We start from the raw sequence: 24,874 nt of genomic DNA on the forward strand, positions 1-24,874 counted from the left end.
CTAACATTGCAGCTGATATGGGGATTGCGCCCAGCGAAACCAGCCTAAGCCTTCAGCGCCTCGCTGAAATGTTTGCGGCACAAAGCGACATAGCGGTCATTCCCGCCGATCTCGGTCTGCGCGCCTTCGCTGACAGCTTTGCCGTCTTCGGTCACGCGCAGGTTCATCGAGGCTTTGCGCCCGCAATGGCACACCGCTTTCAGCTCGACCAATGCATCAGCAATGCCCAGCAGCACCGCCGAACCGGGGAAGAGCGCGCCGAGGAAATCGGTGCGCAGGCCGTAACACAGCACTGGAATCCCATGCTCGTCGGCAAGCGCTGCCAGCTGCCACACTTGCGCCTCGGTCAGAAACTGCGCCTCATCCACCAACACGCAATCGAGCTTCGTCTCCTGATGCTGCGCCAGCACTTCGGCCTTCATGTCGGTTTCAGGGCGATAGTGATGCGCGCCAGCCTCCAGCCCGATGCGGCTCTTCACCATACCCGCGCTGCGTGTGTCGAGCTCTGCGGTCCACACCATCGTCGCCATTCCGCGCTCGCGATAGTTGAAGTCCGCTTGCAGCAGCGTGGTCGATTTCCCCGCATTCATGCTGGAATAGTAGAAATAGAGCTTTGCCATGTGCGATGATTAACCGGCGCATTGCGCTGACGCCACCACCCCGTCAGCGGGCCTGTTGATTAATGCGTGTGACAGGGTGAATGCGCGATGCTAGCCCCACGCACTTAACTGGAAGAATCTACGGGGACACGAATATGGCATCGGCAGCAGACGCGCCAAAGGCTGAAGGCATGACCGGCTTTCTTGGCTGGATTGAGCGGAACGGGAACAAGCTGCCTGATCCGGTCTTCTTGTTCTTCTATCTGATTATCGCGCTGGTCATCATCTCGATCATCAGTGCGGCGTTGGGCGTTTCGGCGCTCCACCCGACTTCGATTGACGAGAATACCGGAGGCGCGTTGAAGATCGAAGCGGTGAGCCTGTTTGCCGCTGACAATATCCAGCGCCTGTGGGTCGAAATGCCCAAGACTTTCACCCATTTCCATCCGCTCGGTTACGTCCTCGTAGTGATGCTGGGTGCGGGCGTGGCAGAGCGTTCGGGCTTCTTCGCAGCGGGCATGGCCAAGGCTGTGAAGAGCGCTCCCAAGGCGCTGCTGACGCCGGTTGTGGCGCTGGTTGCGATGCTGGGCAACCACGCCGCCGACGCGGGCTATGTGGTGCTGATCCCGCTCGCTGGCATCCTGTTCGCCGCCGCTGGTCGTCACCCTCTGGCGGGCATCGCCGCTGCCTTTGCAGGCGTGTCGGGCGGTTTCTCGGCCAATATCTCGCCCGGCCAGCTCGACGCATTGCTGTTCGGCATCACCGAAGAAGCCGTGGGAGCAAGCGCGCTCGATCCCGCATGGACCGCGAATATTGCGGGCAACTGGTACTTCATCAGCGCGATGACCGTGCTGTTCCTGCCGATCATCTGGTACGTCACCGACAAGGTGATCGAGCCAAAACTGGGCGTATGGACCGGCGGCGCGACTGCCGGTGCAGCCGAAGACGGCACCAGCCCCGATCCGACCGCGCATGACGGTGACCTGGCTTCCAAGGGCCTTGCCCATGCAGGCATCGCAGCGCTCGCTGTGATTGCTCTGTGGGCTGTGATGGTGTTCGCACCGGGCACGCCGCTCATCAACGAGGCAGCCTGCCTGAACGATGCCGGCGCGCGGATCGCCGATTGCTCGATCCACAGCGAATTGCGCCCGTTCTACCAGTCGCTGGTCGCGGCGTTCTTCGTGCTCTTCCTCGCCTGCGGCTGGGCCTATGGCCGCGCAACGGGGACGATCAACAATCACCGCGATCTGGTCAACATGATGTCCGAAAGCATGAAGGACATGGGCTATTACCTCGTCCTCGCCTTTGCAGCGGCGCATTTTGTCGCGATGTTCGGCTGGTCCAATCTCGGCCTGATTTCGGCGGTGCATGGGGCGGCTGCGATCCAGTCGACCGGCCTGCCGCTCCCGATTGTGCTCGGCCTGATGGTGCTGTTTGCCGCGCTGCTCAACCTGTTTGTGGGTTCGGCAAGCGCGAAGTGGGCACTGCTCGCGCCGATCCTCGTGCCAATGCTGATGCTGCTCGGGATCAGCCCTGAGGGCGCCACCGCGGCCTACCGCGTCGGCGACAGCGCGACCAATATCATCACTCCGCTGATGGTCTATTTCCCGCTGATCCTCGTCTTCGCGCAGCGTTGGAAGAAGGATTTCGGACTTGGCAGCCTTACCGCGATGATGGTGCCCTATTCGATCTTCCTGCTCATTTCGGGCACTCTGCTGATCGTGCTGTGGTTCTATCTCGGACTGCCGCTGGGCCCCGATGCGCCGGTTGAATATGTCCTGCCCGGCGCGGGCGGATAGTCAGGGAGTAACCGGCAGAGACAGCCAAGCGTAAACATTAGGGCAAGGGGTAGGAGAGACGATTATGAACCTGCTGCGCCTTACCCTGTTATCGCTGCTCGCCGCGCTCGCGATGCCCGCCAGCATTGGCGCGCAAACAGGAGCCGCGCTCGACTACCGGCTCGACGCCAGCGCCAGCGAAGTCACGGCGCGCGTCGGCTTCTTCGGCCTGTCGAGCAAGACCGCCCGCTTTCCCGAGATGGAGGGCAATGTCACGGTGGTGCCCGGAGCTCCGGAGCGCGCGGTGATCGATGTGACATTCGACGCGGCGCAGATTGAGGCGCCCGATGACACGACGCTAAGGCGGCTGCGCGGAGAGAAGTTCTTCTGGGTCGAGCGCTATCCCACGATCCGCTTTGTCGGACGCTCGATCACCCTTTCATCACCCACGCGCGGCACTGTGACGGGAGAGCTGACCGCGCGCGGAGTGACCCGCACCGAGACGCTCGATGTGACCTTCGCGAGCGATCCCACCAGCACCAGCGGAAGGCCCGTGACCTTCACCGCCGAGATGGAAATCGACCGGCGTGATTACGGGATGCGGAGTTATCAGCTGATTGTCGGCAACACGGTTGATATTCGTCTGCGCGCGCGGATGGTGCCGCGTTAGGCGCGAGTCCCCGCGCAGGCGGGGACCTCATGCAGTAACGCGCTGACTGCGTGATTTCCTGCGAAAGCAGGAATCCGGCCGCGAGGTTGCACTCTGGACTCCTGCTTTCGCAGGAGATCACTCGGTTCCGTCTTCCACATCGTCGCCCAAATCATCGCTTAGATCGCGCGCCACCTTGGGATCGCGCAGCAGCGCCTCGATCCGGTCGGCTTCGTCGAAGCTTTCATCCTTGCGGAACTTCAGCTTGGGCGCGAATTTCAGGCCCAGACGCTTGGCGACCTCGCGCTGGAGGAAGGCGGTGTTCTGGCGCAAAGCCTTGACCACGTCGTCCTCATCCGCCCCCAGAAGCGGCTTCACATAAGCGCTCGCATTGCGCAGGTCGGGGCTCATGCGCACTTCGGTCACAGCGATGTTGGAAGCGCTCACAACCTCGTCATGCACCTCTTGCCGCGCCAGCAGTTCGGACAGGATATGGCGCACCCGCTCGCCCACTTTGAGGACGCGGACCGATTGCTGTTCGCTGGTGAATTCTTGTCGTTTGGCCATCAGTTCATCTTCGCGAGGATATTCTTGAGCGAGTTCATATTGCGCGCAGTGCCCTTGCAGCCAAGCCGCTTTTCCAGAAACTTGTTCGAAAGGTCCGAGACGCCCACGCCGTGCACATAGTCGAGAAACAGCACACGGTCACCCAGCGCGAGCCGCTCGCTGCCTTTGGCGCGGTGCTCCTCGATCACGGCGTCAACCGCGCTCTTGTCGGGTTGCTGGCTGAGGAAGATCGAATGCACCATCTTGTCCGAGCCGTGATGCGCCTCGGTCCCGTGAAAGGGATTTTCGTCAATCGCCGCGCGCACTTCTTCGGCTGAGCGGACCATCGCGCATGACTTGAAGCCGAAATGCGACTGGACCACGTCTTCAAGCCGGATTTCGAGCATCGCCGGGTCGCTATCATCGGTGAAAATCACATTCCCGCTCGCCGCGACGGTCGCAATATCCTTGAAGCCCGCCTCGGTCAGGACGTCGCGCAGTTCGGCCATTTTGATCCGGTTGCCGCCAACATTGATACTGCCCAGAAGCCCGAGGTAGCGCGCCATCAGTCGGGCATACCTGTGCCAGACGAAGACGGGCGCGGCGTGGGCAGCGCGGTCGAGGTCGAGCGCGCCATCAGTTTGCCGTCTTCTGACCAAAGCTCGCCTTCGAGAAAGACGACCTTGCGCCCCGATTTGACCACGCGGCCCTTCCCGATCAGCGGGCCTTCGGGGATCAGGCGGATGAGGCTCATCGAGATTTCAAGGTTGAGCGGCGCCATTTCGCCGCCAGTGGCCGCGACATAGGCATAGCCCATCACATCATCGAGATAGCCCGCAACCAATCCCCCCTGCACGCCCCCGCGCCATGTGCACATCTCTTTGCGCACAGTGAAGCGCATGGTGGCGGTGCTGGTCGCCTCGTCGAAGGAGACGAACCGCGAGCCAAGAAGGTTCGAATGCGGAGAGCCATCTGCGCCCGCCTGGATTTCCTTTTCCCAGTCCATCAGGCGAGCTCAGACCTTAGCCAACCTCCAACGTCCGTTCGCGCAGTTCGACCTCGAAGATTTCGAGGCTGTCGCCCGGCTGGATGTCGTTCGTGTCTTCCAGCACAACGCCGCATTCGAGGCCCGAGCGGACTTCGTCCACGTCGTCCTTGAAGCGCCGCAGCGAGGCGATGGTCGTTGCTGAAACAATGACATCTTCGCGGGTGAGACGCGCGTGGAGACCTTTGCGGATGACGCCTTCGGTGACGAGCAGGCCGGCAGCCTTGTCCTTCTTGCCCGAGCGGAAGACTTCCTTGACGTCGGCACGGCCAACCACGGTTTCGATCCGTTCGGGGCCAAGCTCGCCAGCCATCTCTTTCGCGACTTCGTCGGTGAGGTGATAGATCACATCGTAATACATCATCCGCACGCCGTCGCGTTTGACGAGGTCGCGCGCTTTCGCATTCGGACGAACATTAAAGCCGATGATCGGCGCGTTCGATGCCGCCGCGAGCGTCACGTCGCTTTCGGTAATCGCACCCACGCCAGCGTTGAGAACGCGCACCTTGATCTCGTCATTCGAGATATTGTGCAGCGCGTTGACGATCGCTTCGACCGAGCCTTGCACATCGGCCTTCACCAGAACGGGCCATTCGATCACATTCGATGCGAGGTTGTTGAACATCGTATCGAAGCTGGTCGGGGCGAGCGCGGTGCGCTTTTCCGTCGCCTTTTCCTGACGATATTGCGCAACTTCGCGCGCACGCTGTTCGTTCTCGACCACGGTCAGCTTGTCACCGGCTGACGGCACGCCGCCAAGGCCGAGGACTTCGACCGGCATCGAGGGGCCAGCTTCCTTGATCTGCTTGCCCTGATCGTTGACGATGGCGCGCACACGGCCGCTTTCGGTGCCGACGACGAATGTGTCGCCGCGCTTCAGCGTGCCGCGCGTCACCAGCACAGTTGCGACAGGACCGCGGCCCTTGTCGAGCTGCGCTTCGATCACGGTTGCATCGGCATCGCGGTCCGGGCGGGCCTTAAGCTCGAGCAGTTCGGCCTGAAGATTGATCTTCTCGATCAGGTCATCAAGGCCGGTTTTCTTAAGCGCCGAAATCTCGACATCCTGCACATCACCCGACATCGATTCCACGATCACTTCGTGTTCGAGCAGGCGGGTGCGGATATTGTCCGGATTGGCCTCTGGCTTGTCCATCTTGTTGATCGCAACGATCATCGGAACGCCGGAGGCCTTGGTGTGATTAATCGCCTCGATCGTCTGCGGCATAATGCCGTCATCGGCGGCGACAACCAGAACCACGATATCGGTCACATTGGCACCGCGCGCACGCATTTCCGAGAATGCGGCGTGGCCCGGCGTGTCGAGGAAGGTGATCTTCTGCTTGTCCTTCGTCGTGATCTGATAGCTGCCGATATGCTGGGTAATCCCACCGGCTTCACCCTTCACCACATTGGCACCGCGCAGGGCATCAAGCAGCGAGGTCTTGCCGTGATCGACATGGCCCATGATCGTGACGACCGGCGGACGCGGTTTCAGCGTTTCTGCCGGATCCGCATCCTCTTCGTCGGCGATGTCGACATCGGCCTCTGAGACCTTTTGGATATTGTGGCCGAACTGTTCGACCAGCAGCTCTGCGGTGTCCTGATCGATCGTCTGGTTGACGGTGACCATCATGTCGAGATTGAACAGCTCTTTGACTAGGTCCGCGCCCTTTTCGCCCATCCGTTTGGCGAGTTCGCCCACGGTGATGGCTTCGGGAACGACAACGTCGCGAACCTGCTTCTCGCGCGGCTTGGAGGAGCCACCACCTTGCAGGCGGCGCTCTTTTTCACGCGCACGTTTGAGCGCGGCGAGGCTCCGCGCACGGCGGCCTTCATCCTCGTTCAGCGCTTTGGTGACGGTCAGTTTGCCAGAACGGCGCTTGTCATTGCCGCCGCCAGTATCCTTGGCAGCGCGCTTGTCTTCTTTCTTCTTCTTTTCCGGACGCTTGGGTTCAGGCCGAGCGACTGGCGTGAACTTACGAGCGGCGGGCGTCGGGCTGCCCGGATCAGCGGGAGCCTCTTCGGCTTCGGCGGCTGGAGCGGCTTCAGCCTCGGCTGCAGCATTGGTTTCTTCAGCGGCGCGTTTCTCGGCTTCGGCCTCGGCCTTCTTGTTCTCAGCTGCGCGCTTCTTCTCTTCTTCGGCGCTCTGCTTGGCCTTCTGATCGTCGCGCTTGCGGGCCTCTTCGGCCATTTTAAGGCGTGCTTCCTCAGCCTCGCGCTGCATGCGTGCGACGCGCTCTTGCGCGGTTTCGGCAGAGGCGGCGGGCTTTTTGGGCGCAGCCGGCTTGGGCGATTGCGCTACGGGAGCGGGCGCGGGCTCGGGTGTCGGCTCAGGCGCAGGCGGCGGAGGCGCTTCGCCCGGTTTGACGAGCTTGCGCTTGCGCTTCACCTCGACCGCAACCTTGTTGGTCCGGCCATGGCTAAAGGTCTGTTTGACCTCGCCTGGCTGGGCACCTTTCAGGCTCAGCGGTTTACGGGTGCGTTTTTCTGGTTCGTCGCTCATGCTAGCAGTCAAGTCCTTCAAAAATTCCAAGTCGTCCGCGCAGGTCGCTGCGCGCCGTGTATCAATTGGGGCCGCTATCGGGGAGGATCGCTCCCCAGGTATCGCGACAGGCGTGTGACCGCCTGCCCAATCCGGCCCGCTGCCGAGCTGCGCCCTGTATTGCGCGGCCCGCTCTGGCCCGAAACGCCCAAATGGACGACATTTTCGCGGCCCAATGCCACAGACAGCGCATCGCGGTCCAGTGGCAAGACGGTGCCGCGCATTCCCGACCCTTCGGCGTCCGAGCCCACGCGCCACGCCTGATCGAGCTTTTTACGCCCGTCTTCGCTGCTGTCGCGCGCATGGAGGAGCAAGGCGATGCGCCCGGTGCGCGCCTGTTCCTCGATCCGCGATGAACCCAGCACGATATTGCAGCCGCGCAGTTCCAGCCCCAGCCGGTCCAGCAGATTGCGGGTCAGCCCGTCGGCGAGTGCTTGGGCCAAATTGTCGCTGTAGGAAAGGCTTACCCCGTCCGGTCCGCCCTTGAATGCCCGGTTTAATGCGCCCTTGAGATGGCCACCCGCCATCGCACTTTCAAGCGCGGCGCGGTCAGGCGCGATCCAGGCACCCCGTCCCGGCGCTTTGCCAGCGGGATCTGGCAGCACTTCGCCGGTCGGTGAGATGGCAAGCCGGATCAGCTCTTCGCGCGGCGAAACCTCGCCCGAAAGCACACAGCGGCGCTCGCTCCCGGAAGCATTGTCTGCTTTTGAACCGGGAGCTGGCCGTTCAGCGATGTCGGAACTTACGCGCTCATTGGGTGGAGTCCGCATCGGCGGCCTCCTGATTGTCAGGCTCAGCGGGAGCCGCAGCCGGCTCCTCATCTTCGAACCAGTGCGCGCGCGCAGCCATGATGATCTCGTTGCCCTGCTCTTCTGAGAGGCCATACTCACCCAGCACGCCGCCTTTATCCTGCTCGCGCTGCGGGGGACGCCGCATGGGCGGGCCGTCAGGCGAGTTGTTGCGGCGGCGCGGAGCTTCACGCTTCTTGGCGATCAGCTCGTCCGTGGCGAGGTCGGCAAGATCATCAAGCGTCTTGATCCCGGCCTTACCAAGCGTGACCAGCATCGCTTCGGACAGGTGCGGCATTTCTGCGAGCCCGTCTTCCACGCCGAGTTCACGGCGGGTGATGCGATGCGCTTCCTCCTGACGCTCGATCGCTTCGAGCGCGCGGTTCTGAAGCTCTTCGGCGAGTTCTTCGTCAAAGCCTTCGATCGCGGCGAGTTCTTCAAGCTGGACGTAAGCAACCTCTTCAAGCTCGGCGAAGCCTTCGGCCACCAGCAGCTGCGAAAGCGTTTCGTCGACGTCGAGTTCTTCTTCGAACATCTTGGAGCGCTCGGCGAATTCCTTGGTGCGCTTTTCGGAAGCCTCTTCCTCGGTCATGATGTCGATCTGGTGACCGGTCAGCTGACTGGCGAGACGGACATTCTGGCCGCGGCGGCCGATGGCGAGGCTGAGCTGGTCGTCAGGAACGACAACCTCGATGCGGTTTTCTTCCTCGTCGAGAACAACACGCGCAACCGTTGCAGGCTGGAGCGCGTTGACGACGAAGGTCGCGGTTTCTTCCGACCACGGAATGATGTCGATCTTTTCGCCCTGCAATTCCTGCACGACGGCCTGAACGCGGCTACCCTTCATGCCGACACAGGCGCCGACCGGATCGATCGAGCTGTCATGCGAGATGACGCCGATCTTGGCGCGGCTGCCGGGATCGCGGGCAGCGGCCTTGATCTCGATAATGCCGTCGTAGATTTCGGGCACTTCCTGCGCGAACAGCTTGCGCATGAAATCAGGCGCGGCGCGCGACAGGAAGATCTGCGGACCGCGATTGTTGCGCTCCACCTTGGTGATGAGCGCGCGGACGCGTTCTCCGACGCGAGCGGCTTCGCGCGGGATCTGCTGGTCGCGGCGAATGACGCCCTCGGCGCGGCCCAAATTGACGATCACATGGCCGAACTCGACCGATTTGATCACGCCGGTGATAACCTCGCCCGCGCGGTCCTTGAACTCTTCGAACTGACGCTCACGCTCGGCATCGCGGACCTTCTGGAAGATCACCTGCTTGGCGCTTTGCGCGTCGATGCGGCCCAGATCGACCGGCGGCAGCGGATCGACGATGAAGTCGCCAAGCGCGGCGCCTTCCTGCAGTTTCTGGCCCTGTTTCAGGTCCACCTGCTTGAAGTAATCCTCAACCTCTTCGACGACTTCGACAACGCGCCACAGCGTCAGATCGCCGGTTACGGGATCGAGCTTTGCGCGGATGTCGTTTTCGGCACCGTAGCGGTTGCGCGCGGACTTCTGGATCGCTTCTTCCATCGCTTCGATCACGATGCTTTTGTCGATCATTTTCTCCGATGCAACGGAGTTCGCAATTGCGAGCAGTTCTGCCTTGTTGGCGGAAATGGCACTGGCCATCAGTCGTCTGCCTTTTCTTCTTGAGTGTCTTCGATCACTTCATCGGCGCCGCTGGCGTCGACAGGTTTGGTAGCAGCGATCAGCGCGTCGGTGAGGACGAGCTTTGCGCTGTGAATTTCATTGCGGGGCAGCGTCGCGCGCCCCGTCTTGGCATCGTCAATTGCGACCATACCAGATTCGATCCCGACAAGCTCGCCCTTATAGGTCCGCTTGACGTCGGCATCCTTGGCGTAGCTTTTCGCCATGACGATCCGCGCTTCGTGACCTGCCCAATTGGCAAAGTCTTTCTCACGCGTCAGCGGGCGGTCGATGCCGGGCGAGCTGACTTCGAGGTGAAAGGCCCCTTCAACAAGCGTCTCGCCTGCTTCCTCGCGCGCATCCATCATTTCGGAGACACGGCGCGACAGCGCGGCGCATTGCTCGATCACCAGCTGACCGGTTGCGGGGTCTTCGGCCATGATCTGCAAAGCCTCGCCGCCGTCACCCGCTTCGGACGGCACCATCTTCACGCGCACGAGTTCAAAACCCAAAGCTTCCGCTTCCGGTTCGATCAGGTCAGTCAGGCGCGCAATATCTGTCATGCAGTCCGTTAAGCGTTTGGTTCAGACATCGTTCGAACACGGGCCGTTGGTGCCGGCCCCTCTCGGCGCCAGCCCCTTCAGTGTTCGACAATGTCGGGATGGACATGCAGTTAGGCGCGTGATCGCCGCAATGCAAGGGCTATTGAAGGCAAAGCGGGGAACGGTGTCAAACCGCCCCCCGCTCGCTTTGGATTGGCGTTGAAGTGTTAGCAGCAGCCAGCCGACTGTCTTTGCGGTGCAGGCACCTGCTCTGCGGCGAGCACTTCGCCATATTCATCGCTGCGGCTGTGCGTCTGGAAGGTCTCCCACAAGGTTCCGTCCGGATCGCTCACCCAATTCTTGGTCGATTTGGCGTAGCAGCATTGCGTGTCGCCCTGGTCGAGGACTTCGTGCCCCGTCGCATCGACGCGGGTATATTGCTCTTGCAGCTCCTGCTCGTTCGAGGCCTGAACCCCCAGATGCGTCACCCCGTGCCGATCAGCCGAGGCCTCGATCACGAAATTGACCGAAGGATCTTCGAGTTCCCATTGCGCATAGCCATCGCGCTCCAGCGTCGGGGCGTGGCCAAACATGGCGGAATAGAACCGGGTCGAGGCCGCCAGATCGCTGACGCCGAGGCTTACATGAAGTCGTTTCATCACACTTTCCTTGCGAGCTGTGCCGCGACCAGATTGTCGGTGCAATCTTCGTCCGCGCAGCATTCTTTGAGGAGATAATCGAGCAGCCCCTGCATCCGGCCAAAATTGGCGCGGTAGATGATCGAACGGCCCTGACGCTCGTCACTGACCAGACCGGATTCGCGCAGATGCGAGAGGTGAAAAGACAGCGAGCTTGCAGGCAGGCCGAGCTTCATCGCGATCTGTCCGGCTGCAAGGCCGGTATTACCTGCCTTCACCAGAGCGCGAAAAACGTCGAGCCGGTGCTCTTGCGCGAGCGCGGCAAGCTGTTTGACGGCGATCATGTGGTCAGCGGTGGCTTCTTTTATTTCCATAATTCTGGAAATATCGAATCATTGAAGGAAGTCAAGCCCCTCGCCCTGATATTCGGGCATTCTACTTCAGCTCGCAGCCAGTTACCCAGGCGCGCACTTCCGAACGGAATGCCTGTCTTTCTCTCGTTTCCAAGGACTCTGAAAAACGACGGACGCTGATGACCTGTTCATCGGAAAGAGGTTCTTCGAAAACGACCCCGTTGATCCCGCCCAAAGGTCCGATGTCTGATCGAACAACTTCGGCAAACTCGTCCAACCCATCGATCTGGAGGAAGGCGTTTTCACCTTCTTCGAGCGGTTCTTCGAGACCGATCTGCGCGCCGGTGCGCGACAGGTCGATCAGGATACAGTGGCGCGTATCAGAAAGGGTCACGAGCCGCGCGGGAATGGAAAGCCTGAGCCGCGCAGCCTGGCGCCGCCCGATGGAGTGCGCTGTATCGCCTTCGTGTGGGCCATTTGCGGACGATGCGGCTTGAGTCATGAGCGCGAGTGGTATCTCCACATGCTCAACCTTTGCTCACCAACCGGCTAGGCATTCCCATCTAGGAACGAGGAGCAGCCTCTCAGCGCACCGCGCCCGGAGCGGTCACAAGCGGCCGGTGTTCGAACCGGTGGCCCAGCGCCGAACCGTCTCAAGCAATTCGGCCTGTTCGTGCTCGGCAAATTGTTCCTGCAACTTGCGGATGCTGAAGACAAAGCTGTCGGTGATCGGATCGATGAATTCGAGCGCGTTGGTGCCCTGACCCATCCGCCGCACAACCATGAAGTGATCGATCGGGCCGCAGCGCAGATAGCCGCGCGAAGCCGTTTTGAACGGCTCGGCCAGTGCGATCAGCGCGCCAGTGCGAGAGAAATTGGTGATGATGCAGCGCTGGGTGCTCTGAACACCGATAAACTCGCCCGGCAGGCTTAGCGCCATCCGCGGTGCCGCGCGCTCTTTGTCTTCTATCCGTTCCTCGATCATATCGGTGCCTGTCATTTCACCTGATACTCAGCGCCCGTCTTCGGCCCAGCCGCCGACAGCTTCGCCATCGGCATCGCGCGAGCGGCCTTCATGGGAGCGCGGCTGGTCATAGCCCCAACCGTCATCGGCAAGATCGCGGGCTCGGGCTTCTTCTCTGGCGGCTTCGATGGCGCGGTCGCCAAAGGCTTCGGCGCGCTCGCCATAATCTTCGGCAACCTTCGGCGCGACGACCGAGAAGGTCACCGTCATGAACAATGCCACGACAATTCCGAAGCCAAATATGGCAAGGATGACGAGCCGGACCACGCCGGTGAAACTATCAACCAGATCTACCAAAGCCTGCATAAACGCCCCTCTTGCCGGGAAACTCCCGACCTCGCTGCCGAAGCTGCAGGCTTAGCGCAGGACGGTAAACAAGCGGTTAGAGGCGTAGGTTGCGTTGCGAGAAAGCGCGGGGGACGCGTGTGAAACGCAATACGAAAGAGCTACTCGCTCTCTTCCAGCAGACCGTGTTTCTTGATCGCATGGCGCAGCTGGTCATAGCTGAGGCCCAGTGCCTTGGCGGTCTGGCGCTGGTTCCAGCGGTGCTTGCCCAGCGCATGTTCGACAATCGCGCGCTCATGCGCATCGACCGCGGCGCGCAGATCGTCGACATGTTCCAGTTCGGATGGAGCCGGCGCAGATTGCGCATTGTCTGTTCCGGCAGAACCAGAAGCGGGTGACGGCGCAGCGGGCCGCGCTTGCGGCTGGCGGTGCGAGGGCGCGATCGGCTTCCACGGGCTGTCAAACGGGTCAAACTGGACATGCGCGATCGGCGCTTCGGGATTGTCCCAGCGATAGACCGCGCGCTCCACCACATTGCGCAGCTCGCGCACATTGCCGGGCCAGGCGTAATCCTCAAGCTGCCCCATCACATGGTTCGCAAAGCCCGGCCAGCTGTGCCAGTCGAGCTCTGCCGCCATGCGCCGCGCGAAATATTCCGCAAGCACGCCAACATCGCCCTCGCGCACTCGCAAGGGCGGCAGTGTGATCACTTCAAAGCTCAACCGGTCGAGCAGGTCGGCGCGAAACTCGCCCGATTCCGCCAGTGCAGGCAGATCGTCATTGGTCGCAGCAACAATGCGCACATCGACGCGGATCGGGCGCGAGGATCCGATGCGCGTGACCTCGCCATATTCGACCGCCCTCAGCAGCCGTTCCTGCGCGCCCATCGACAAAGTGCCCAGTTCGTCGAGAAATAGAGTGCCCTTATCGGCTTCCTCAAACCTTCCCACGCGCGCTTTGGTAGCGCCGGTGAAAGCCCCCGCTTCGTGGCCGAACAATTCGGCCTCGATCAGCGTTTCGGGAAGCGCCGCGCAGTTCATTGTGACCAGCGGTTCGTCCCAGCGTGAGGACAGGCGGTGGAGACGCTCGGCGATCAGTTCCTTGCCGGTCCCGCGCTCGCCAATGACGAGCACAGGACGGCTCATCGGCGCAGCACGGCTGGCACGCTCGACCGCGTCGAGAAAGGCGCCAGACTGGCCGATAAACTGGTTTTCGCGTTCCACTATATATCTCTTAACCCAACCTATAGTGAAAATTCCCAATGGTTGGCAATAGAAACCAATACGAATTTTCGTGGATAGCGCAAAGCCCCAGAATTCCTGCGGTTTTTCAAGTTTGGCACGCTGGTTGCAATAACTCTGGCAACAGTTTCAGACATTCATCCGAAAGGGCCAGACACATGTACAACCGTGAATTCTTCAGCAGCAAACTGGGCAAAGCCTCGCTTGCCAGCATCGCTGCGATGACCGCCATGATCGCTCTCACCACCCAGATGAGCCTGGTCACCCCGCCCACCGATCTGGCTCAGCCGCATGGTACTTCGACCATGCTGGTCGAGATGGCTTGAGCGTAGGGCTTAAGAGACACACGGTGAGCAAGCCTGATGATCTTCCCCTCGGACCGGAGCGCAAAACTCCAGTCGCGAATGCTGAGAAGGCCGACGCGCAGTCCCCGAAGCGCGACGCCGACACCAGCAGCGTTCCGGTCCAACCCTTCTTCTCCCCAGAAGCCCCGCACGCCCCCAAGGAAGAACTGCGTAAAGCGAAGGTCTCCCGGCTTGATGCGGAAATCGAGGCCTTGCGCAGGAGCCCCACTCCGACGCAAACTCACGAAAATGGCCGGGAGATCGAAGAATCGCATGGCCGCACCAACCCGTTCCTAGATGGAGTAGCCTTTATGGGCATTTTCAGCCGCACTCGTGACATTATCGCCGCGAACTTCAATGACATGCTCGACAATGCCGACGACCCGTCGAAGATGATCCGCATGATCATCCTCGAAATGGAGGAGACGCTGGTCGAGGTTCGGGCAAGCGCGGCGCGGACGATTGCCGATCAGAAAGAGATGCATCGCCACGTGGTCAAGCTTGACCGCTTGCAGAAAGACTGGGGCGAGAAGGCTCAGCTGGCGCTGTCGAAAGACCGCGAAGATCTGGCCCGCGCTGCTCTGGTCGAGAAGAAAAAGGCGAGCGACATGGGCGACCAGCTGCGCGCCGAGATCGCAGTGCTTGATGATGCGCTGCGCGCCTACGAGGCCGACATCCAGAAGCTCCAGCATCGTCTGCGCGAAGCCCGCAGCCGCCAGACGCAGATCGCTGCCCGCCTTGAGAGTGCAGAGAACCGCGTCAAGCTGCGCACGCTGATGAGCACCGAGCGCACCGACGAGGCGCTGGCACGTTTCGACCAGCTCGAACGCCGCGTCGATTTCGCCGAAGGGCGCGCCGATGCGCTGAGTATCGCTGAGGAAGGCACGCCCTCCCTCTCCGACGAGATCGCCGCGCTGGCAGGCGCCGATGCGATCGATGATGAACTTGCAGAAATGAAAAAGGCGCTCGGCAAGCCCGACGCCTCCGACAAAGGGGAATAAAGGTGGAAGCCGAACTAATTGTCATCCCGGCGCTGTTTATTGGCCTTCCGTGGCTGATCCTGCACTACGTCACCAAGTGGAAGACCGCCGCAACGATCACCACAGATGACGAAGTGCTGCTCGAGGAACTCTACAACCTCGCCAAGCGGCTTGATGAGCGGATGGACACGGTCGAGCGCCTCGTTGCGCATGACGATCCAACCTTCAATCCGGTCAAGCGCCTTCAGGCCGACCAAGACGCCGATAACCAGCAACTGCGCGAGCTTGAACAATTGCTCGCCGAGAAAAAGGGAGCCACCCAATGAACAGCCCGCGCACAACACTTTACCGCGACAGCGCGCATTCCAAATTGTTTGGTGTGTGCTCGGGGATCTCCGAATATACCGGGGTCAGCCGTTTCTGGGTCCGGGTGGGTGCAGTCATCTCTGTCTTCGCAACAGGAGGTTGGTCAATTCCGGCCTATCTGATCGCCGGCATCGCTCTCAAAAAGAAACCGCCGCATCTCTATCGCGATGTTCAGGAAGAGCAATACTGGCAGCGCGTGCGTCAAAGCCCGAGCCGCTCGGCCCGCGAAATCCGCGCCCGTTTCCGCGATATCGACCGCCGGTTGGCGGATGTCGAAACCTATTACGTCAGCAACAATCCGCGCCTGACCGCGCAGATCGAAGAGCTGCGCTGATAGCGGACAGTTTGAAGGGGGGATTGAACCATGCCGATCGAGGAACTGTTCCTCAACGCAATGCTTGTGATCCTGGGTTTCGCCGGGGTGATGGGACTGACAAGCATGTTCCTCAGCCACCGGCGCCAGATGGCCGAGATCAAGTATGGATCGAAAACGGATGAAGCGCTGACGCACGAGAATATCGAGCTGCGCGAAACGGTGGAGATCATGCAGGACCGTCTCGCCGTACTCGAACAGATCGCCGTCGACCCCGCTCGGCGAACGGCGGAAGAGATTGAAAGACTGCGCTGACTGGCCGCGCACCAATGAGGGACAATTAGAAAATGGAAAATATTGCGATACTGATCCCGATCATTGGTGTGATGATCCCGATAGTCGCGATTTGGGCGAAGCACCAACAGAAGATGGCCGAGATTCAGTCCGACAAGACCGCCGAACACACGGCTGAAAAAGCGGCGCAATATGCCTCGCACATCCAGAGACTCGAAGACCGCGTACAGGTGCTCGAACGCATCGTGACCGACCGCGGATATGACATTGCAACCCAGATCGAGGCGCTGCGCGACACGCGTCAGGTCGAACACTCATCCGAGCGCTCAGGCAGCGGCGTCCCGCTCAACATCGAAAAGAAGGAACAGGTATAATGGACTGGGGCAGTCCCTCCTTTGTTATCGCCATCATCGCGGTGTCGTATGGCGCATGGATCCTCAACAACTGGATCCGCGCCAAGCACGGCTACGAGCTTGAGGATGAGTGGGGCGGCAAGAGCCTGCCCAAGAAAAGCGCCGCAGACAGCGCCGAGGCCGAGCGTCTCAAAGCTGAGAACCGCGAGCTGAATGACAAGCTCGATACGATGCAGGACCGCATGATCGTGCTCGAAAAGATCGTCACCGATCGCGGCTATTCACTCTCCGAAGAGATCGAGGCCCTACGCGATACACCAGTGCGCAGCACCTCCCGCAAAGATAACGGCGTCCCGCTCGACCTCGGCAAAAAGGAGCCATCGGCATGAGCCCCGATGCAGCAGCCACAATCATCCCGCATCTGCCGTGGATCATCGGCGGCGGCCTCGCGGTCGCGGCGGGCGGGATTTACGGCTGGATCCACACCACCCGTCTGCGGATCGAGAACGGATACCCGCTTGACGGCGCATGGGGTCAGGCATTGAAGCCCTCGACCGACGGCGAAACCAAACAGCGCGTCGTGCTGCTGACCCAGGAAAACGCCGAACTGCGCGCCGAGCTTGGCTCGATGAAAGACCGGCTCGCCAATGTCGAGCGGATCGTCACCGACAGCGGCTACGCTCTGACATCGGAGATCGACGCTCTGAGAGACCGCAGGCTCGAACACAGCAAGGATAAAGGGACCGCCTGATGCCTGAGATTGCCATCATCTTTTCCAGTATCATCGTCATGCTGATTGTCATTGGCATCGGTGTGAACGCGCTGGCGGCCAAGATTCTGGCGCACAAACGCTGGGAGCGCGAGACCTCGCTGCTCGGCAGCAAGGGCCCTGCAGCAAGCGAAGTATCCGACCGCACCGACATGCTCGAAGACCGCGTCCGGGTGCTTGAACGTCTTGCCACTGATCGCGGCGCCACACTTGCCGACGAAATCGAAGCCCTGCGCGACGACCGCGCCGGCAAAGGCGTTCGGATCGCGCAGCAACAAAGTAAGGAGCTGGGCTGATGTTTGGAGCAGATACTCCGCTGGTCTGGGACGCAATACAGATTGCTGGCATTGCCGCACTGGCTGGTGCCAGTGCAATCTGGCTGCTCACCCGCCGTCGCGATCGCGCTGAGTCCAGCACAGGCGAAACGTCCGACGCGGGCGATCCCAAGTTCGATCTCGAAAGCCGCGTTCGCGTGCTTGAGCGAATCGCGACCGATCGCTCGGTCGATCTTGCCGGCGAAATTGAAGCGCTGCGTGAAGGAGAAGCGCAATGAGCGCGGGTTGGGTAGTTGTAGCAATTGTCGCCATCGTCGTCTGGGGCATTGTCCAAACAGCCAAGGCACGCGCCGGGATCATCTCCGATGAATCGGGCAACGAAACCTTTGTTGGCAAGCAAGACGACTCATCGCGCGCCGAGATCGAGGACACCCGCCGCGAGATCGAGCAATTGCGCGAGCGGCTCCATGTCCTTGAGCGGATCGCGACCGATGCCAACACGATGGATGCCCGCGAACGCGCGCGCATCGCCGCCGAAATCGAGGCGCTGCGCGCGCCGTCAGAACCTTCACTACTTGAAACCCCCTCACCCAAACCACCGGCGCCCACTATCGCGGGCACAAAGCGGGAGGAGCAGAGCAAATGATGATGGAACCCACCCTCGTAATCGCTGCGGCCTGTCTTGTCGGCCTGGTCGTTGTCGCCTTCGCCTTGCTGCGCGGCTGGCAGGGCTGGCTCGAACTCAAGCAGCAGGAGCTTGAGCGCAGGCAGAATTCCGGCCACCACCAGACCGAAATCGAAGGCGGCGCCTCTGTCGGCGCAGCGCGGATCGAACTGGCTGATATGAAAGAGCGGATCAAGAAGCTCGAAGCCATCGCCAGCGGAGTTGAGCTTTAACCCCTTCCCCTACGCAGCCACGCCCCCTAAATGCGCGGCCATGCGATCTCTTGATGACATCTTAGAAGAATACGAATTCCTCGAAGGCGATGAGCGTTACCGGCTGCTGATCGAGCTGGGGCGCGAGCTGGAGGAAATGCCCGCTGCCCTCAAAACCGACGCCACATTGGTGCGCGGATGTTCGGCGGCGGTCTGGGTTTACCCGACCGACACAGCTGGCGGCGGCAAGCTCCACTTCCTCGCCGACAGCAACGCCGCGATCACCAAGGGGATTGTCGCGCTGGTTATTTCCGCGGTGCAGGACCGGCCAGCTACCGAAGTCGCCGCGATGGACGTGATGGGCGCGCTTTCGCCCTTTGACCTAAAGAACCAGCTATCGAGCAACCGCACGCAGGGCGTCCCCAATATGATCGCGCTTGTGCAGGAGCATGCGGCGCGGCTGGCTGCGGCATAGGACGGTGCGGCGGCTGTATTTCGCCGCTGGCTTAACCTGTGTCGCACTCGGCGGCATTGGCGCTGTTCTCCCGCTTTTGCCGACAGTCCCATTTCTGCTGCTGGCAGTGTTCTGCTTTGCGCGAAGCAATCCCGAATGGGAGCGCAGGATATTGGAGCACCCCAAATGGGGCCCTCAAGTCAGAGACTGGCAGGAGCGCCGGATCATTTCGCGCAATGCCAAACTGGCGGCGCTCACAACTATGGCGATTGGCGTTGGCATCACTTGGTTCACGATTGGCCATCCCTGGGTCTGGATATCGGTGGCCGTGATCGTGATCGCCGGTGGATGGATTGCGACCCGAAGTGAGGGTCTGACAGCCCCCGACACGCCGCTAACGATCAGACCCGCGCGCGAAGCCGACCTTGCCGAGGCCAGCGAGCTTTGCCTGCGGTCCAAGGCGCATTGGGGCTATGACGCAGCCTTCATCGCCGCCTGCCGCGAAGAGTTGACACTGACACCTGCTGACCTTGCCGGTGGGCATGTGGAGCTTGCCTATGATGGCGAAACCATGGTGGGCGTGATGCATCTGATACTCGAGGGCGATCAGGCGCATCTTGAAAAGCTGTTTATCGAGCCGCACGCGATTGGCGGCGGGATCGGGGGCGCTTTGTTTGCCCATACGCGTGAGCTGGCCTCGCAATCAGGCGCGCGGATCATGCATGTGACCGCCGATCCGCAAGCGACCGGCTTTTACAAGCGGATGGGTTTCGAGCAAGTCGGCGAGGAGCCGTCCGGTTCGATCCCGGGGCGCGTGTTGCCGGTCATGACTCTGGATTTGCGATGTGCGGGCTGACCCGATGCAGCGCAAATCCGCGACGGTCAGGCCGTAAGTGACATCTCGAAAATGCCCCTGTTTTCCGAATGCCGCCATGTGCCAGTGATGCGGCGACCGTCGGGCGCAATGTGGCCCTCGTAATGGACCACTCGGCCATAATCTTCGAGGTCGGACCGGTAGCGCTTTTCGAAACGCAGCTCGCTGCCCTCGATCACGCCTTCGATGTCGGCTTTGACCTCGCCGGTGCCGAGAAGATGCGGCTCGATCACAAGACCGGATAGCGCACCCTGACGGGCGACCATTTTCGCCTTGAAAGGGTATCCACCAAGATCATCCGAGGCATCATAGCGAAAGCTGCCGCTCCAAAGGCCTTTTAGGGTCAGAGTATCGGACACAATGTTTTCTCTCCGTCGATGCGGCGATGATAGCGGTGTCAGGTTACAATTTCCTACATGCACCTACCCGCGTATTACCATGGAGCTGATTGGCAAGGTGCTGGTCGCGCAGTTCGCTCTGACCCTTTCAATTAAGGTCGATGCATGCGCCCGCTCGGCTCAATCAGCCGGAGCCGAGCGGGCAAAATAGGAAAGGTTACACTTTGGCAGCGCCACATTCCCTTCAACCCTGCGGAAATGCGCGGTTTGGAAGGAGCGGGAAAGTTTTTCAAAAACCCCACCTGCGCGGTCCATGTCAGCCAGCAAATCGCGAGCGCGCATCGCTCTCAAAGCTCGATGCCAGCGACAATCTCCAATTCGGCCTCGGCCGATTGCGAGGCCGGTTCCTGCGCCGCCGATGCGCGCACCATCTCGAACGGCCCGCCCCAATGTTCGATGCTCCATTCGCCGGTGACCGTGTCGCAATCCTCGCTGAGCGTGCCGAAATAGAGGACGGTTGCACAATACTCCTCGCCTGCGTCGTGGTAGGTCTTCTCCCAATGGACAGAGCGCCCGATCCGCAGGCCCAGCACCGTCGCACGTGCAGTGCCTGGGTGGAACTCGTTGGGCTCGATGACCTCTCCCTTCACCACCAGAGCGTCTTCCGTGAGGGTTGCGAGGAAAGGGGTGGTCGGCCCCGCTTCGGGCACGTCAGGATAGTAGTATACGCCGTCCCACTGGCCTGTCATGTTCGGATTGCCGCTCGCCATCTGCTCCCCCGCTCGCTGCTGCTATCCGCCGGCGCTCTCGCGGACCTTGGCCAGCCCGTCCTTCACCTGCGCCTGCAATTCTGCCTTGAGCTTAGCCGGATCGCGCGCGAAGACAAAGCCGAAGCTGACACCGCCCTCCTTGCCGATGGTTGCATGGTGGAGCTTGTGCGCCTGAACGAGCCGCTTGGCATAGCCGCCCTTGGGCACGAAGCGGAAGAAGCGCTGATGAACGAGCCCGTCATGGACCAGCGCGTAGAGCACGCCGTAGAGGTTGATGCCCAGCGCGATCCACCACAGCGGCTCCCAATAGAGCGCGCCGATCAGGTAGAGCGCGATGTCGAACGCGGCGAAGACGACGCCGAACAGGTCGTTCTTCTCCAGCACGTTGTCATGCGGTTCGTGATGGTCGCGGTGCCACGCCCAGCCCCAGCCATGCATGATGTGCTTATGCGCCCACCAGGCGAACAGCTCCATGCCAACCAGCGCGGCGAGTGTGACTGCGATGGCTTCAACCCAGCTCATGCGAGCGCCTCATCTTGATTTGCGACCTCGCCAATACCAGCCGCACGCGCCGATGGCAGCGCCCACCACGGCACGTCGGGACGGCGGTGATGCTCCAGATGATAACCGAAGTGGAAGCAGGTGATAAGGCTCGCCAACCGCCCGAACCCGTCGGTGCGCGCATTGTGGCTGTCGGCGAATGCCTCGCCCGAGCGATGGTAATGCGGGCGGTAGGTGCCGAAGTAGAACAGCTGGAGCGAGGACAGGAGCGCAGGCGCTCCATAGAGCAGCACGATCTGCACCATCGGAATGCCGATCACGAGCCAGTAGACGCCGACAACTGCGTGAACGAACAGCAGCGACTGCCACCCGAAATAGCGTTTGAAGAAGGTCGCATACCAGCGCGCGAAGCTGGCCGGATTGTCCTCGTCGAAATCGGGATCGCCGGCATGCCCGGCCAGCTTGTGATGGACGAAATGCGCGTCTCTCAGGACCCGCCAGCGAAAGCCCGCGTAGAGAAACAACAGCACGCTCGCGAGCCCCGCATTGAGCCGCTGCCAGCCGGGCGCGAGACTGCCATGCATCGCGTCGTGACAGACGATGAACACACCGACCGACAGCCAGCATTGCACCGCCGCCATCACCAGCGCTTGAGGCAGGCTCGCCCAGCTCAGCTCGAACACGAACATCGCATAGGCGTGGAGTGCCAGCCAGCTTCCCGCGATCAACGCCGCCAGCACCAGTCCGACTGCGCGCCGGGTGGCCATGGTGGGAAGGTCAAAGCGGGCCTGCGTCATGATGGAGCCTATAGAGCTGGCCGGCCAACCTGCATAGCGCCGCCTAGCGCTCGACCGTCTCGATCGACGGCTTGCCATCGCGCGCTTCGACGCTCCAGACCCGGTCATTACCGGTCGTCATCACATAGACCGGCAGGCGGGCCGCCAGCATCGAGAGGACGTGGATCTCGGTTGGAGTGTCATCGAGCAGGTGTGATATGGTGAGCGCCGCCGGAGTCTGCCCTTCTTCGGCGCGCAGAGCCATGGTGAGGCACGAATTGGTGAAGCGCCGGTGATCCACGACCTCGCCATCCAGCACTTCAAAGCGGAAGTGTCCGCCAAATGGTATCTGGTCCATCGCAGGCTGCGGGGCGAGCAGATAGACATAGAGGCTGCCATCCGCCTTGCCCGTCGGGAACACCACGCGGTTGATCCGCTCGGAACACAGCGAGTAATCCGTCTCGATCGAAAACGGCGCATCGAGCGCCTCGGCCATCGCACGTTCTTCGCTGGTGAGCGGGCGCTCACCATTGTCGTAAGTGCGCGCGTCCCTGACCCGCCGCCCGTCATAGCGGCCCGACCATGCCGCCTCGAGGCCGTCTTGTCCCTCGCGGAAGAACACCGCCTCGTGCCCGCCGCCATCGGCTTCGGCGACCGCGTTCACAACCCAGCCGCGCACGCCCGCAGCCGCCGGATCAGCGAGGTCTTCAAGCATGGCGTCGGTGGTGTGCCATGCGGCCTGATCGTAAAGGTAGATGCGCTCGCCCAGTTCCTCGGCACGCTCGATCACGGCCTGCTGATCGCTGTCCTGTGCATGCGCTGGTGCTGCCAAGGCCAGAGCGGCGCTGGCGCTGATACCGGCAATAATGAATTTGACAAACTTCATTTGCGACCCCTTCTGCAAGCGAATTCTGAAACGAATCAGCGCCTTGCGAAAAGCGAGCCTACATCACTCTTCGCCGGGGAAGAAGAACTCGCGCAGATGCTCGCCAATCCGCGCGGGGCGCAGAGTTTCGGCGTCGATGCAGCACCAGCTCGACTGGACTTCGGCCAGCACGTCCTCTCCGCGGCTGATGACAGTGCGGTAGAAGGCGCGCGCGCCGTTGAAGCGTTCGAGCACGGTCTGCGCGATCACGTCATCCTCAAGGAATGCAGGCTTGCGATAGGTGATCTCGTGCTTAAGCGCGACCCACGCCTTGCTCGCCACTTCCTCTGCCGGGGCCAGCCGGTTCCAATGCGCCAGCACCGCGTCCTGCACCCATCCGAGATAGCGCGCATTGTTGACGTGCCCCATAAAGTCGATGTCTTCGGGGAGCACTTTGATCGCAAAATTGAAGGGTGTTGCTGACATGAGTGTCAGTTACGCGCAAAATGCTTTCAGTTCCATGACAAAATGCACCGAATTGATCAGCAATCTTGCCAGTATGCCCCCCGCGCCGCTAATCGGACGGGCAACGCACCAGGAAAGGCCGAAATGGCGAGTACCCCCCGCACTCTTTACGCCAAGATATGGGACGATCATGTTGTCGAAACCCGCGATGACGGGACCGCGCTGATCTATATCGACCGGCATCTGGTGCATGAAGTCACCAGCCCGCAGGCCTTTGAGGCGCTTCGGATCGCTGGACGTACGGTGCGCCGCCCTGAGCTGACGCTGGCGGTGCCCGACCATAATCTGCCCACGACCCCGCGTATCGGCCCCGATGGAAAGCGCCTTCCCATCGCCGATCCGCAAAGCGCCGCGCAACTTGCCGCGCTGGAGAAGAACGCGCCCGAATTCGGCATCCGCTACATCGACGCGACCTCAGCGGAGCAAGGCATCGTCCATGTTGTCGGGCCCGAACAGGGCTTCTCGCTGCCCGGCACGACCATCGTTTGCGGAGACTCGCACACTGCCTGTCACGGCGGTCTGGGAGCGCTGGCATTCGGGATCGGGACGAGCGAAGTCGAACATGTGCTCGCCACGCAAACCCTGCTGCTCCAACGCTCCAAAGCGATGGAGGTGCGGGTCGATGGCGAGCTTGGCCCGGGCATCACCGCGAAGGACGTGATCCTCCATATCATCGGTGTGATCGGCGCGGCTGGCGGCACCGGCCACGTGATCGAATATCGCGGCTCTGTGTTCGAGAATTTGAGCATCGAGGAACGCCTGACAGTCAGCAATATGAGCATCGAAGCGGGCGCTCGCGCTGGCCTGATCGCGCCGGACGAGACAACATTCGCCTATCTCAAAGGTCGCCCCTTGGCGCCCAAGGGTGCGGATTGGGATGCGGCGCTTGCTTATTGGAAGCGCCTGCACACCGATGTAGGCGCCGAGTTCGACAAGTCGGTTGTGATCGACGCGGCTGACATCGCCCCCACCGTTACTTGGGGCACCAGCCCCGAAGACGTCGTGGCGATCGGCGGCCAAGTGCCCTCGCCCGACAGCTTTGCCGATGAAAGCAAGCGGGCCGCAGCGGCCAAGAGCCTCGACTATATGGGCCTCACCCCCGGCACCGCGATGCAGGATGTGGCAATCGAGAACGTCTTTATCGGCAGCTGCACCAACAGCCGGATCGAGGATTTGCGCGCCGCTGCCAAAGTGCTCGACGGACGGCGCAAGGCGGAAAATGTGCGCTGGGCCATCGTAGTCCCCGGCTCAGGTCTGGTGAAACGTCAGGCCGAGGAAGAAGGCCTCGACCGCATCTTCACCGATGCCGGTTTCGAATGGCGCGAGCCGGGCTGCTCAGCCTGTCTCGGCATGAACCCCGACAAAGTGCCCGCAGGCGAACGCTGCGCCTCGACCAGCAACCGCAATTTCGTCGGCAGGCAAGGCCCCGGCGCGCGCACCCACCTGCTCTCCCCCGCTATGGCCGCAGCTGCTGCGGTTAAGGGCAAGCTCACAGATGTGCGCGAACTCGTTTGATCGCTGACCACTTG

37 protein-coding genes are annotated in these 24,874 nt (G+C 61.4%); 17 read left to right on the forward strand and 20 right to left on the reverse strand.

What is annotated here, in order from left to right; all coding sequences use genetic code 11:
* Positions 1-44: 44 nt before the first annotated feature.
* Positions 45-620 carry a thymidine kinase gene (locus Q0887_RS07735; RefSeq protein WP_299193731.1) on the reverse strand — a complete coding sequence of 192 codons (576 nt, stop codon included), beginning with the start codon at positions 618-620 and terminating at the stop codon, positions 45-47.
* A 134-nt stretch (positions 621-754) separates the two neighbouring features.
* Here Q0887_RS07735 and Q0887_RS07740 point away from each other — a divergent pair, with 134 nt between their 5' ends.
* Both Q0887_RS07740 and Q0887_RS07745 read left to right on the forward strand, forming a co-directional pair.
* Entirely contained in the window at positions 755-2,398 is a 1,644-nt protein-coding gene (locus Q0887_RS07740) for an AbgT family transporter (protein ID WP_299193733.1), read from the forward strand.
* Positions 2,399-2,462: 64 nt separating this feature from the next.
* Positions 2,463-3,047, forward strand: a complete 585-nt coding sequence (locus Q0887_RS07745) for a YceI family protein (RefSeq protein WP_299193735.1) — start codon at positions 2,463-2,465, stop codon at positions 3,045-3,047.
* 117 nt (positions 3,048-3,164) lie between these two features.
* Here the strand turns inward: Q0887_RS07745 and rbfA are convergent, their stop codons facing one another.
* From rbfA to pspF, 13 genes are all read right to left on the reverse strand, one after another.
* Positions 3,165-3,593 (reverse strand): 30S ribosome-binding factor RbfA, encoded by a 429-nt coding sequence (rbfA, locus tag Q0887_RS07750; protein WP_299193737.1) that lies wholly within the window; start codon positions 3,591-3,593, stop codon positions 3,165-3,167.
* Positions 3,593-4,138, reverse strand: a complete 546-nt coding sequence (locus tag Q0887_RS07755; protein WP_299193739.1) for a DUF1697 domain-containing protein — start codon at positions 4,136-4,138, stop codon at positions 3,593-3,595. Before Q0887_RS07755 ends, rbfA begins: the two co-directional genes overlap by 1 nt.
* Positions 4,138-4,578, reverse strand: a complete 441-nt coding sequence (locus Q0887_RS07760; RefSeq protein WP_299193741.1) for a PaaI family thioesterase — start codon at positions 4,576-4,578, stop codon at positions 4,138-4,140. The genes Q0887_RS07755 and Q0887_RS07760 overlap by 1 nt, the downstream gene beginning before the upstream one ends.
* A gap of 16 nt (positions 4,579-4,594) precedes the next feature.
* The gene (infB, locus tag Q0887_RS07765; protein WP_299193743.1) at positions 4,595-7,120 is read right to left on the reverse strand and encodes a translation initiation factor IF-2; all 2,526 of its coding nucleotides are present in this window, start codon (positions 7,118-7,120) and stop codon (positions 4,595-4,597) included.
* A gap of 74 nt (positions 7,121-7,194) precedes the next feature.
* Entirely contained in the window at positions 7,195-7,929 is a 735-nt protein-coding gene (locus Q0887_RS07770) for a DUF448 domain-containing protein (RefSeq protein WP_299193745.1), read from the reverse strand.
* Positions 7,910-9,571 carry a transcription termination factor NusA gene (gene nusA, locus Q0887_RS07775; protein WP_299193747.1) on the reverse strand — a complete coding sequence of 554 codons (1,662 nt, stop codon included), beginning with the start codon at positions 9,569-9,571 and terminating at the stop codon, positions 7,910-7,912. Before nusA ends, Q0887_RS07770 begins: the two co-directional genes overlap by 20 nt.
* Positions 9,571-10,152, reverse strand: a complete 582-nt coding sequence (gene rimP / locus Q0887_RS07780) for a ribosome maturation protein RimP (protein ID WP_299193749.1) — start codon at positions 10,150-10,152, stop codon at positions 9,571-9,573. Before rimP ends, nusA begins: the two co-directional genes overlap by 1 nt.
* 206 nt (positions 10,153-10,358) lie before the next feature.
* Complete coding sequence (locus Q0887_RS07785) at positions 10,359-10,790, reverse strand: ArsI/CadI family heavy metal resistance metalloenzyme (RefSeq protein WP_299193750.1); 432 nt, start codon at positions 10,788-10,790, stop codon at positions 10,359-10,361.
* Positions 10,790-11,113: a metalloregulator ArsR/SmtB family transcription factor gene (locus Q0887_RS07790; RefSeq protein ID WP_299193752.1), complete on the reverse strand. Its 324-nt coding sequence runs from the start codon at positions 11,111-11,113 to the stop codon at positions 10,790-10,792. Before Q0887_RS07790 ends, Q0887_RS07785 begins: the two co-directional genes overlap by 1 nt.
* Positions 11,114-11,204: 91 nt before the next feature.
* Positions 11,205-11,624 (reverse strand): PilZ domain-containing protein, encoded by a 420-nt coding sequence (locus Q0887_RS07795; protein ID WP_299193753.1) that lies wholly within the window; start codon positions 11,622-11,624, stop codon positions 11,205-11,207.
* A gap of 105 nt (positions 11,625-11,729) precedes the next feature.
* The gene (locus Q0887_RS07800; RefSeq protein ID WP_299193755.1) at positions 11,730-12,122 is read right to left on the reverse strand and encodes a hypothetical protein; all 393 of its coding nucleotides are present in this window, start codon (positions 12,120-12,122) and stop codon (positions 11,730-11,732) included.
* A gap of 12 nt (positions 12,123-12,134) precedes the next feature.
* Positions 12,135-12,452, reverse strand: coding sequence for a hypothetical protein (locus Q0887_RS07805; protein WP_299193757.1), 318 nt, complete (start codon positions 12,450-12,452; stop codon positions 12,135-12,137).
* Positions 12,453-12,592: 140 nt separating this feature from the next.
* Entirely contained in the window at positions 12,593-13,654 is a 1,062-nt protein-coding gene (gene pspF / locus Q0887_RS07810; RefSeq protein ID WP_299193758.1) for a phage shock protein operon transcriptional activator, read from the reverse strand.
* Between the two features lie 176 nt (positions 13,655-13,830).
* Between pspF and Q0887_RS07815 the strand changes: the two genes are divergently transcribed.
* From Q0887_RS07815 to Q0887_RS15025, 14 genes are all read left to right on the forward strand, one after another.
* Positions 13,831-13,998 carry a hypothetical protein gene (locus tag Q0887_RS07815; protein WP_299193760.1) on the forward strand — a complete coding sequence of 56 codons (168 nt, stop codon included), beginning with the start codon at positions 13,831-13,833 and terminating at the stop codon, positions 13,996-13,998.
* A 185-nt stretch (positions 13,999-14,183) separates the two neighbouring features.
* The gene (gene pspA / locus Q0887_RS07820) at positions 14,184-15,017 is read left to right on the forward strand and encodes a phage shock protein PspA (protein WP_299195283.1); all 834 of its coding nucleotides are present in this window, start codon (positions 14,184-14,186) and stop codon (positions 15,015-15,017) included.
* 2 nt (positions 15,018-15,019) lie between these two features.
* The gene (gene pspB, locus Q0887_RS07825) at positions 15,020-15,322 is read left to right on the forward strand and encodes an envelope stress response membrane protein PspB (protein ID WP_299193762.1); all 303 of its coding nucleotides are present in this window, start codon (positions 15,020-15,022) and stop codon (positions 15,320-15,322) included.
* Positions 15,319-15,696 (forward strand): envelope stress response membrane protein PspC, encoded by a 378-nt coding sequence (pspC, locus tag Q0887_RS07830; RefSeq protein ID WP_299193763.1) that lies wholly within the window; start codon positions 15,319-15,321, stop codon positions 15,694-15,696. Before pspB ends, pspC begins: the two co-directional genes overlap by 4 nt.
* A gap of 30 nt (positions 15,697-15,726) precedes the next feature.
* The gene (locus Q0887_RS07835) at positions 15,727-15,990 is read left to right on the forward strand and encodes a hypothetical protein (protein ID WP_299193765.1); all 264 of its coding nucleotides are present in this window, start codon (positions 15,727-15,729) and stop codon (positions 15,988-15,990) included.
* Between the two features lie 32 nt (positions 15,991-16,022).
* Complete coding sequence (locus Q0887_RS07840) at positions 16,023-16,343, forward strand: hypothetical protein (RefSeq protein WP_299193766.1); 321 nt, start codon at positions 16,023-16,025, stop codon at positions 16,341-16,343.
* Positions 16,343-16,711, forward strand: coding sequence for a hypothetical protein (locus Q0887_RS07845; protein WP_299193768.1), 369 nt, complete (start codon positions 16,343-16,345; stop codon positions 16,709-16,711). The genes Q0887_RS07840 and Q0887_RS07845 overlap by 1 nt, the downstream gene beginning before the upstream one ends.
* On the forward strand, positions 16,708-17,073 hold the full coding sequence (locus tag Q0887_RS07850) for a hypothetical protein (RefSeq protein ID WP_299193770.1): 366 nt from the start codon (positions 16,708-16,710) through the stop codon (positions 17,071-17,073). Before Q0887_RS07845 ends, Q0887_RS07850 begins: the two co-directional genes overlap by 4 nt.
* On the forward strand, positions 17,073-17,387 hold the full coding sequence (locus Q0887_RS07855) for a hypothetical protein (protein WP_299193772.1): 315 nt from the start codon (positions 17,073-17,075) through the stop codon (positions 17,385-17,387). Before Q0887_RS07850 ends, Q0887_RS07855 begins: the two co-directional genes overlap by 1 nt.
* On the forward strand, positions 17,387-17,644 hold the full coding sequence (locus Q0887_RS07860) for a hypothetical protein (RefSeq protein WP_299193773.1): 258 nt from the start codon (positions 17,387-17,389) through the stop codon (positions 17,642-17,644). Before Q0887_RS07855 ends, Q0887_RS07860 begins: the two co-directional genes overlap by 1 nt.
* A complete protein-coding gene (locus Q0887_RS07865; protein WP_299193775.1) occupies positions 17,641-18,012 on the forward strand; it encodes a hypothetical protein in 372 nt (123 codons plus the stop codon). Before Q0887_RS07860 ends, Q0887_RS07865 begins: the two co-directional genes overlap by 4 nt.
* Positions 18,012-18,263: a hypothetical protein gene (locus Q0887_RS07870; protein ID WP_299195285.1), complete on the forward strand. Its 252-nt coding sequence runs from the start codon at positions 18,012-18,014 to the stop codon at positions 18,261-18,263. Before Q0887_RS07865 ends, Q0887_RS07870 begins: the two co-directional genes overlap by 1 nt.
* A gap of 40 nt (positions 18,264-18,303) precedes the next feature.
* Positions 18,304-18,717 (forward strand): SufE family protein, encoded by a 414-nt coding sequence (locus tag Q0887_RS07875; RefSeq protein WP_299193777.1) that lies wholly within the window; start codon positions 18,304-18,306, stop codon positions 18,715-18,717.
* Complete coding sequence (locus Q0887_RS15025; protein WP_363317649.1) at positions 18,692-19,552, forward strand: GNAT family N-acetyltransferase; 861 nt, start codon at positions 18,692-18,694, stop codon at positions 19,550-19,552. Before Q0887_RS07875 ends, Q0887_RS15025 begins: the two co-directional genes overlap by 26 nt.
* A 26-nt stretch (positions 19,553-19,578) precedes the next feature.
* On the opposite strand, the gene Q0887_RS07890 is transcribed toward Q0887_RS15025, so the two are convergent.
* The 6 genes from Q0887_RS07890 to Q0887_RS07915 form a co-directional block, all read right to left on the reverse strand.
* The gene (locus tag Q0887_RS07890) at positions 19,579-19,929 is read right to left on the reverse strand and encodes a hypothetical protein (RefSeq protein WP_299193779.1); all 351 of its coding nucleotides are present in this window, start codon (positions 19,927-19,929) and stop codon (positions 19,579-19,581) included.
* 326 nt (positions 19,930-20,255) lie between these two features.
* Positions 20,256-20,678 (reverse strand): hypothetical protein, encoded by a 423-nt coding sequence (locus tag Q0887_RS07895; protein ID WP_299193780.1) that lies wholly within the window; start codon positions 20,676-20,678, stop codon positions 20,256-20,258.
* A gap of 21 nt (positions 20,679-20,699) precedes the next feature.
* Positions 20,700-21,200 (reverse strand): sterol desaturase family protein, encoded by a 501-nt coding sequence (locus Q0887_RS07900; RefSeq protein WP_299193782.1) that lies wholly within the window; start codon positions 21,198-21,200, stop codon positions 20,700-20,702.
* Positions 21,197-21,976 (reverse strand): fatty acid desaturase, encoded by a 780-nt coding sequence (locus tag Q0887_RS07905; protein WP_299193784.1) that lies wholly within the window; start codon positions 21,974-21,976, stop codon positions 21,197-21,199. Before Q0887_RS07905 ends, Q0887_RS07900 begins: the two co-directional genes overlap by 4 nt.
* 43 nt (positions 21,977-22,019) lie before the next feature.
* Complete coding sequence (locus tag Q0887_RS07910; RefSeq protein ID WP_299193785.1) at positions 22,020-22,841, reverse strand: hypothetical protein; 822 nt, start codon at positions 22,839-22,841, stop codon at positions 22,020-22,022.
* A gap of 63 nt (positions 22,842-22,904) precedes the next feature.
* On the reverse strand, positions 22,905-23,306 hold the full coding sequence (locus Q0887_RS07915) for a thioesterase family protein (protein WP_299193787.1): 402 nt from the start codon (positions 23,304-23,306) through the stop codon (positions 22,905-22,907).
* 123 nt (positions 23,307-23,429) lie between these two features.
* Between Q0887_RS07915 and leuC the strand changes: the two genes are divergently transcribed.
* Positions 23,430-24,860 carry a 3-isopropylmalate dehydratase large subunit gene (leuC, locus tag Q0887_RS07920; protein ID WP_299193789.1) on the forward strand — a complete coding sequence of 477 codons (1,431 nt, stop codon included), beginning with the start codon at positions 23,430-23,432 and terminating at the stop codon, positions 24,858-24,860.
* Positions 24,861-24,874: the final 14 nt, after the last annotated feature.

Origin of the sequence: uncultured Erythrobacter sp. (assembly GCF_947492365.1) — a bacterium.
In the GTDB taxonomy this organism is placed as follows: Bacteria; Pseudomonadota; Alphaproteobacteria; order Sphingomonadales; family Sphingomonadaceae; genus Erythrobacter.

Bases quoted from the DNA above. Each gene is read 5' to 3' on its own strand.
- Q0887_RS07870 (WP_299195285.1), top strand. From the start codon at position 18,012: ATGATGGAACCCACCCTCGTAATCGCTGCGGCCTGTCTTGTCGGCCTG.
- Q0887_RS07850 (WP_299193770.1), top strand. From the start codon at position 16,708: ATGAGCCCCGATGCAGCAGCCACAATCATCCCGCATCTGCCGTGGATC.
- nusA (WP_299193747.1), bottom strand. From the start codon at position 9,571: ATGGCCAGTGCCATTTCCGCCAACAAGGCAGAACTGCTCGCAATTGCG.
- Q0887_RS15025 (WP_363317649.1), top strand. From the start codon at position 18,692: ATGCGGCGCGGCTGGCTGCGGCATAGGACGGTGCGGCGGCTGTATTTC.
- Q0887_RS07805 (WP_299193757.1), bottom strand. From the start codon at position 12,452: ATGCAGGCTTTGGTAGATCTGGTTGATAGTTTCACCGGCGTGGTCCGG.
- Q0887_RS07745 (WP_299193735.1), top strand. From the start codon at position 2,463: ATGAACCTGCTGCGCCTTACCCTGTTATCGCTGCTCGCCGCGCTCGCG.
- Q0887_RS07770 (WP_299193745.1), bottom strand. From the start codon at position 7,929: ATGCGGACTCCACCCAATGAGCGCGTAAGTTCCGACATCGCTGAACGG.
- Q0887_RS07905 (WP_299193784.1), bottom strand. From the start codon at position 21,976: ATGACGCAGGCCCGCTTTGACCTTCCCACCATGGCCACCCGGCGCGCA.
- Q0887_RS07900 (WP_299193782.1), bottom strand. From the start codon at position 21,200: ATGAGCTGGGTTGAAGCCATCGCAGTCACACTCGCCGCGCTGGTTGGC.
- Q0887_RS07915 (WP_299193787.1), bottom strand. From the start codon at position 23,306: ATGTCAGCAACACCCTTCAATTTTGCGATCAAAGTGCTCCCCGAAGAC.
- Q0887_RS07740 (WP_299193733.1), top strand. From the start codon at position 755: ATGGCATCGGCAGCAGACGCGCCAAAGGCTGAAGGCATGACCGGCTTT.
- Q0887_RS07785 (WP_299193750.1), bottom strand. From the start codon at position 10,790: ATGAAACGACTTCATGTAAGCCTCGGCGTCAGCGATCTGGCGGCCTCG.
- Q0887_RS07800 (WP_299193755.1), bottom strand. From the start codon at position 12,122: ATGACAGGCACCGATATGATCGAGGAACGGATAGAAGACAAAGAGCGC.
- rimP (WP_299193749.1), bottom strand. From the start codon at position 10,152: ATGACAGATATTGCGCGCCTGACTGACCTGATCGAACCGGAAGCGGAA.
- Q0887_RS07865 (WP_299193775.1), top strand. From the start codon at position 17,641: ATGAGCGCGGGTTGGGTAGTTGTAGCAATTGTCGCCATCGTCGTCTGG.
- leuC (WP_299193789.1), top strand. From the start codon at position 23,430: ATGGCGAGTACCCCCCGCACTCTTTACGCCAAGATATGGGACGATCAT.
- infB (WP_299193743.1), bottom strand. From the start codon at position 7,120: ATGAGCGACGAACCAGAAAAACGCACCCGTAAACCGCTGAGCCTGAAA.
- Q0887_RS07895 (WP_299193780.1), bottom strand. From the start codon at position 20,678: ATGGCGAGCGGCAATCCGAACATGACAGGCCAGTGGGACGGCGTATAC.
- Q0887_RS07755 (WP_299193739.1), bottom strand. From the start codon at position 4,138: ATGGCGCGCTACCTCGGGCTTCTGGGCAGTATCAATGTTGGCGGCAAC.
- Q0887_RS07835 (WP_299193765.1), top strand. From the start codon at position 15,727: ATGCCGATCGAGGAACTGTTCCTCAACGCAATGCTTGTGATCCTGGGT.
- Q0887_RS07840 (WP_299193766.1), top strand. From the start codon at position 16,023: ATGGAAAATATTGCGATACTGATCCCGATCATTGGTGTGATGATCCCG.
- Q0887_RS07795 (WP_299193753.1), bottom strand. From the start codon at position 11,624: ATGACTCAAGCCGCATCGTCCGCAAATGGCCCACACGAAGGCGATACA.
- Q0887_RS07815 (WP_299193760.1), top strand. From the start codon at position 13,831: ATGTACAACCGTGAATTCTTCAGCAGCAAACTGGGCAAAGCCTCGCTT.
- Q0887_RS07735 (WP_299193731.1), bottom strand. From the start codon at position 620: ATGGCAAAGCTCTATTTCTACTATTCCAGCATGAATGCGGGGAAATCG.
- Q0887_RS07875 (WP_299193777.1), top strand. From the start codon at position 18,304: ATGCGATCTCTTGATGACATCTTAGAAGAATACGAATTCCTCGAAGGC.
- Q0887_RS07910 (WP_299193785.1), bottom strand. From the start codon at position 22,841: ATGAAGTTTGTCAAATTCATTATTGCCGGTATCAGCGCCAGCGCCGCT.
- Q0887_RS07790 (WP_299193752.1), bottom strand. From the start codon at position 11,113: ATGATCGCCGTCAAACAGCTTGCCGCGCTCGCGCAAGAGCACCGGCTC.
- Q0887_RS07855 (WP_299193772.1), top strand. From the start codon at position 17,073: ATGCCTGAGATTGCCATCATCTTTTCCAGTATCATCGTCATGCTGATT.
- Q0887_RS07860 (WP_299193773.1), top strand. From the start codon at position 17,387: ATGTTTGGAGCAGATACTCCGCTGGTCTGGGACGCAATACAGATTGCT.
- Q0887_RS07845 (WP_299193768.1), top strand. From the start codon at position 16,343: ATGGACTGGGGCAGTCCCTCCTTTGTTATCGCCATCATCGCGGTGTCG.
- Q0887_RS07760 (WP_299193741.1), bottom strand. From the start codon at position 4,578: ATGGACTGGGAAAAGGAAATCCAGGCGGGCGCAGATGGCTCTCCGCAT.
- pspC (WP_299193763.1), top strand. From the start codon at position 15,319: ATGAACAGCCCGCGCACAACACTTTACCGCGACAGCGCGCATTCCAAA.
- rbfA (WP_299193737.1), bottom strand. From the start codon at position 3,593: ATGGCCAAACGACAAGAATTCACCAGCGAACAGCAATCGGTCCGCGTC.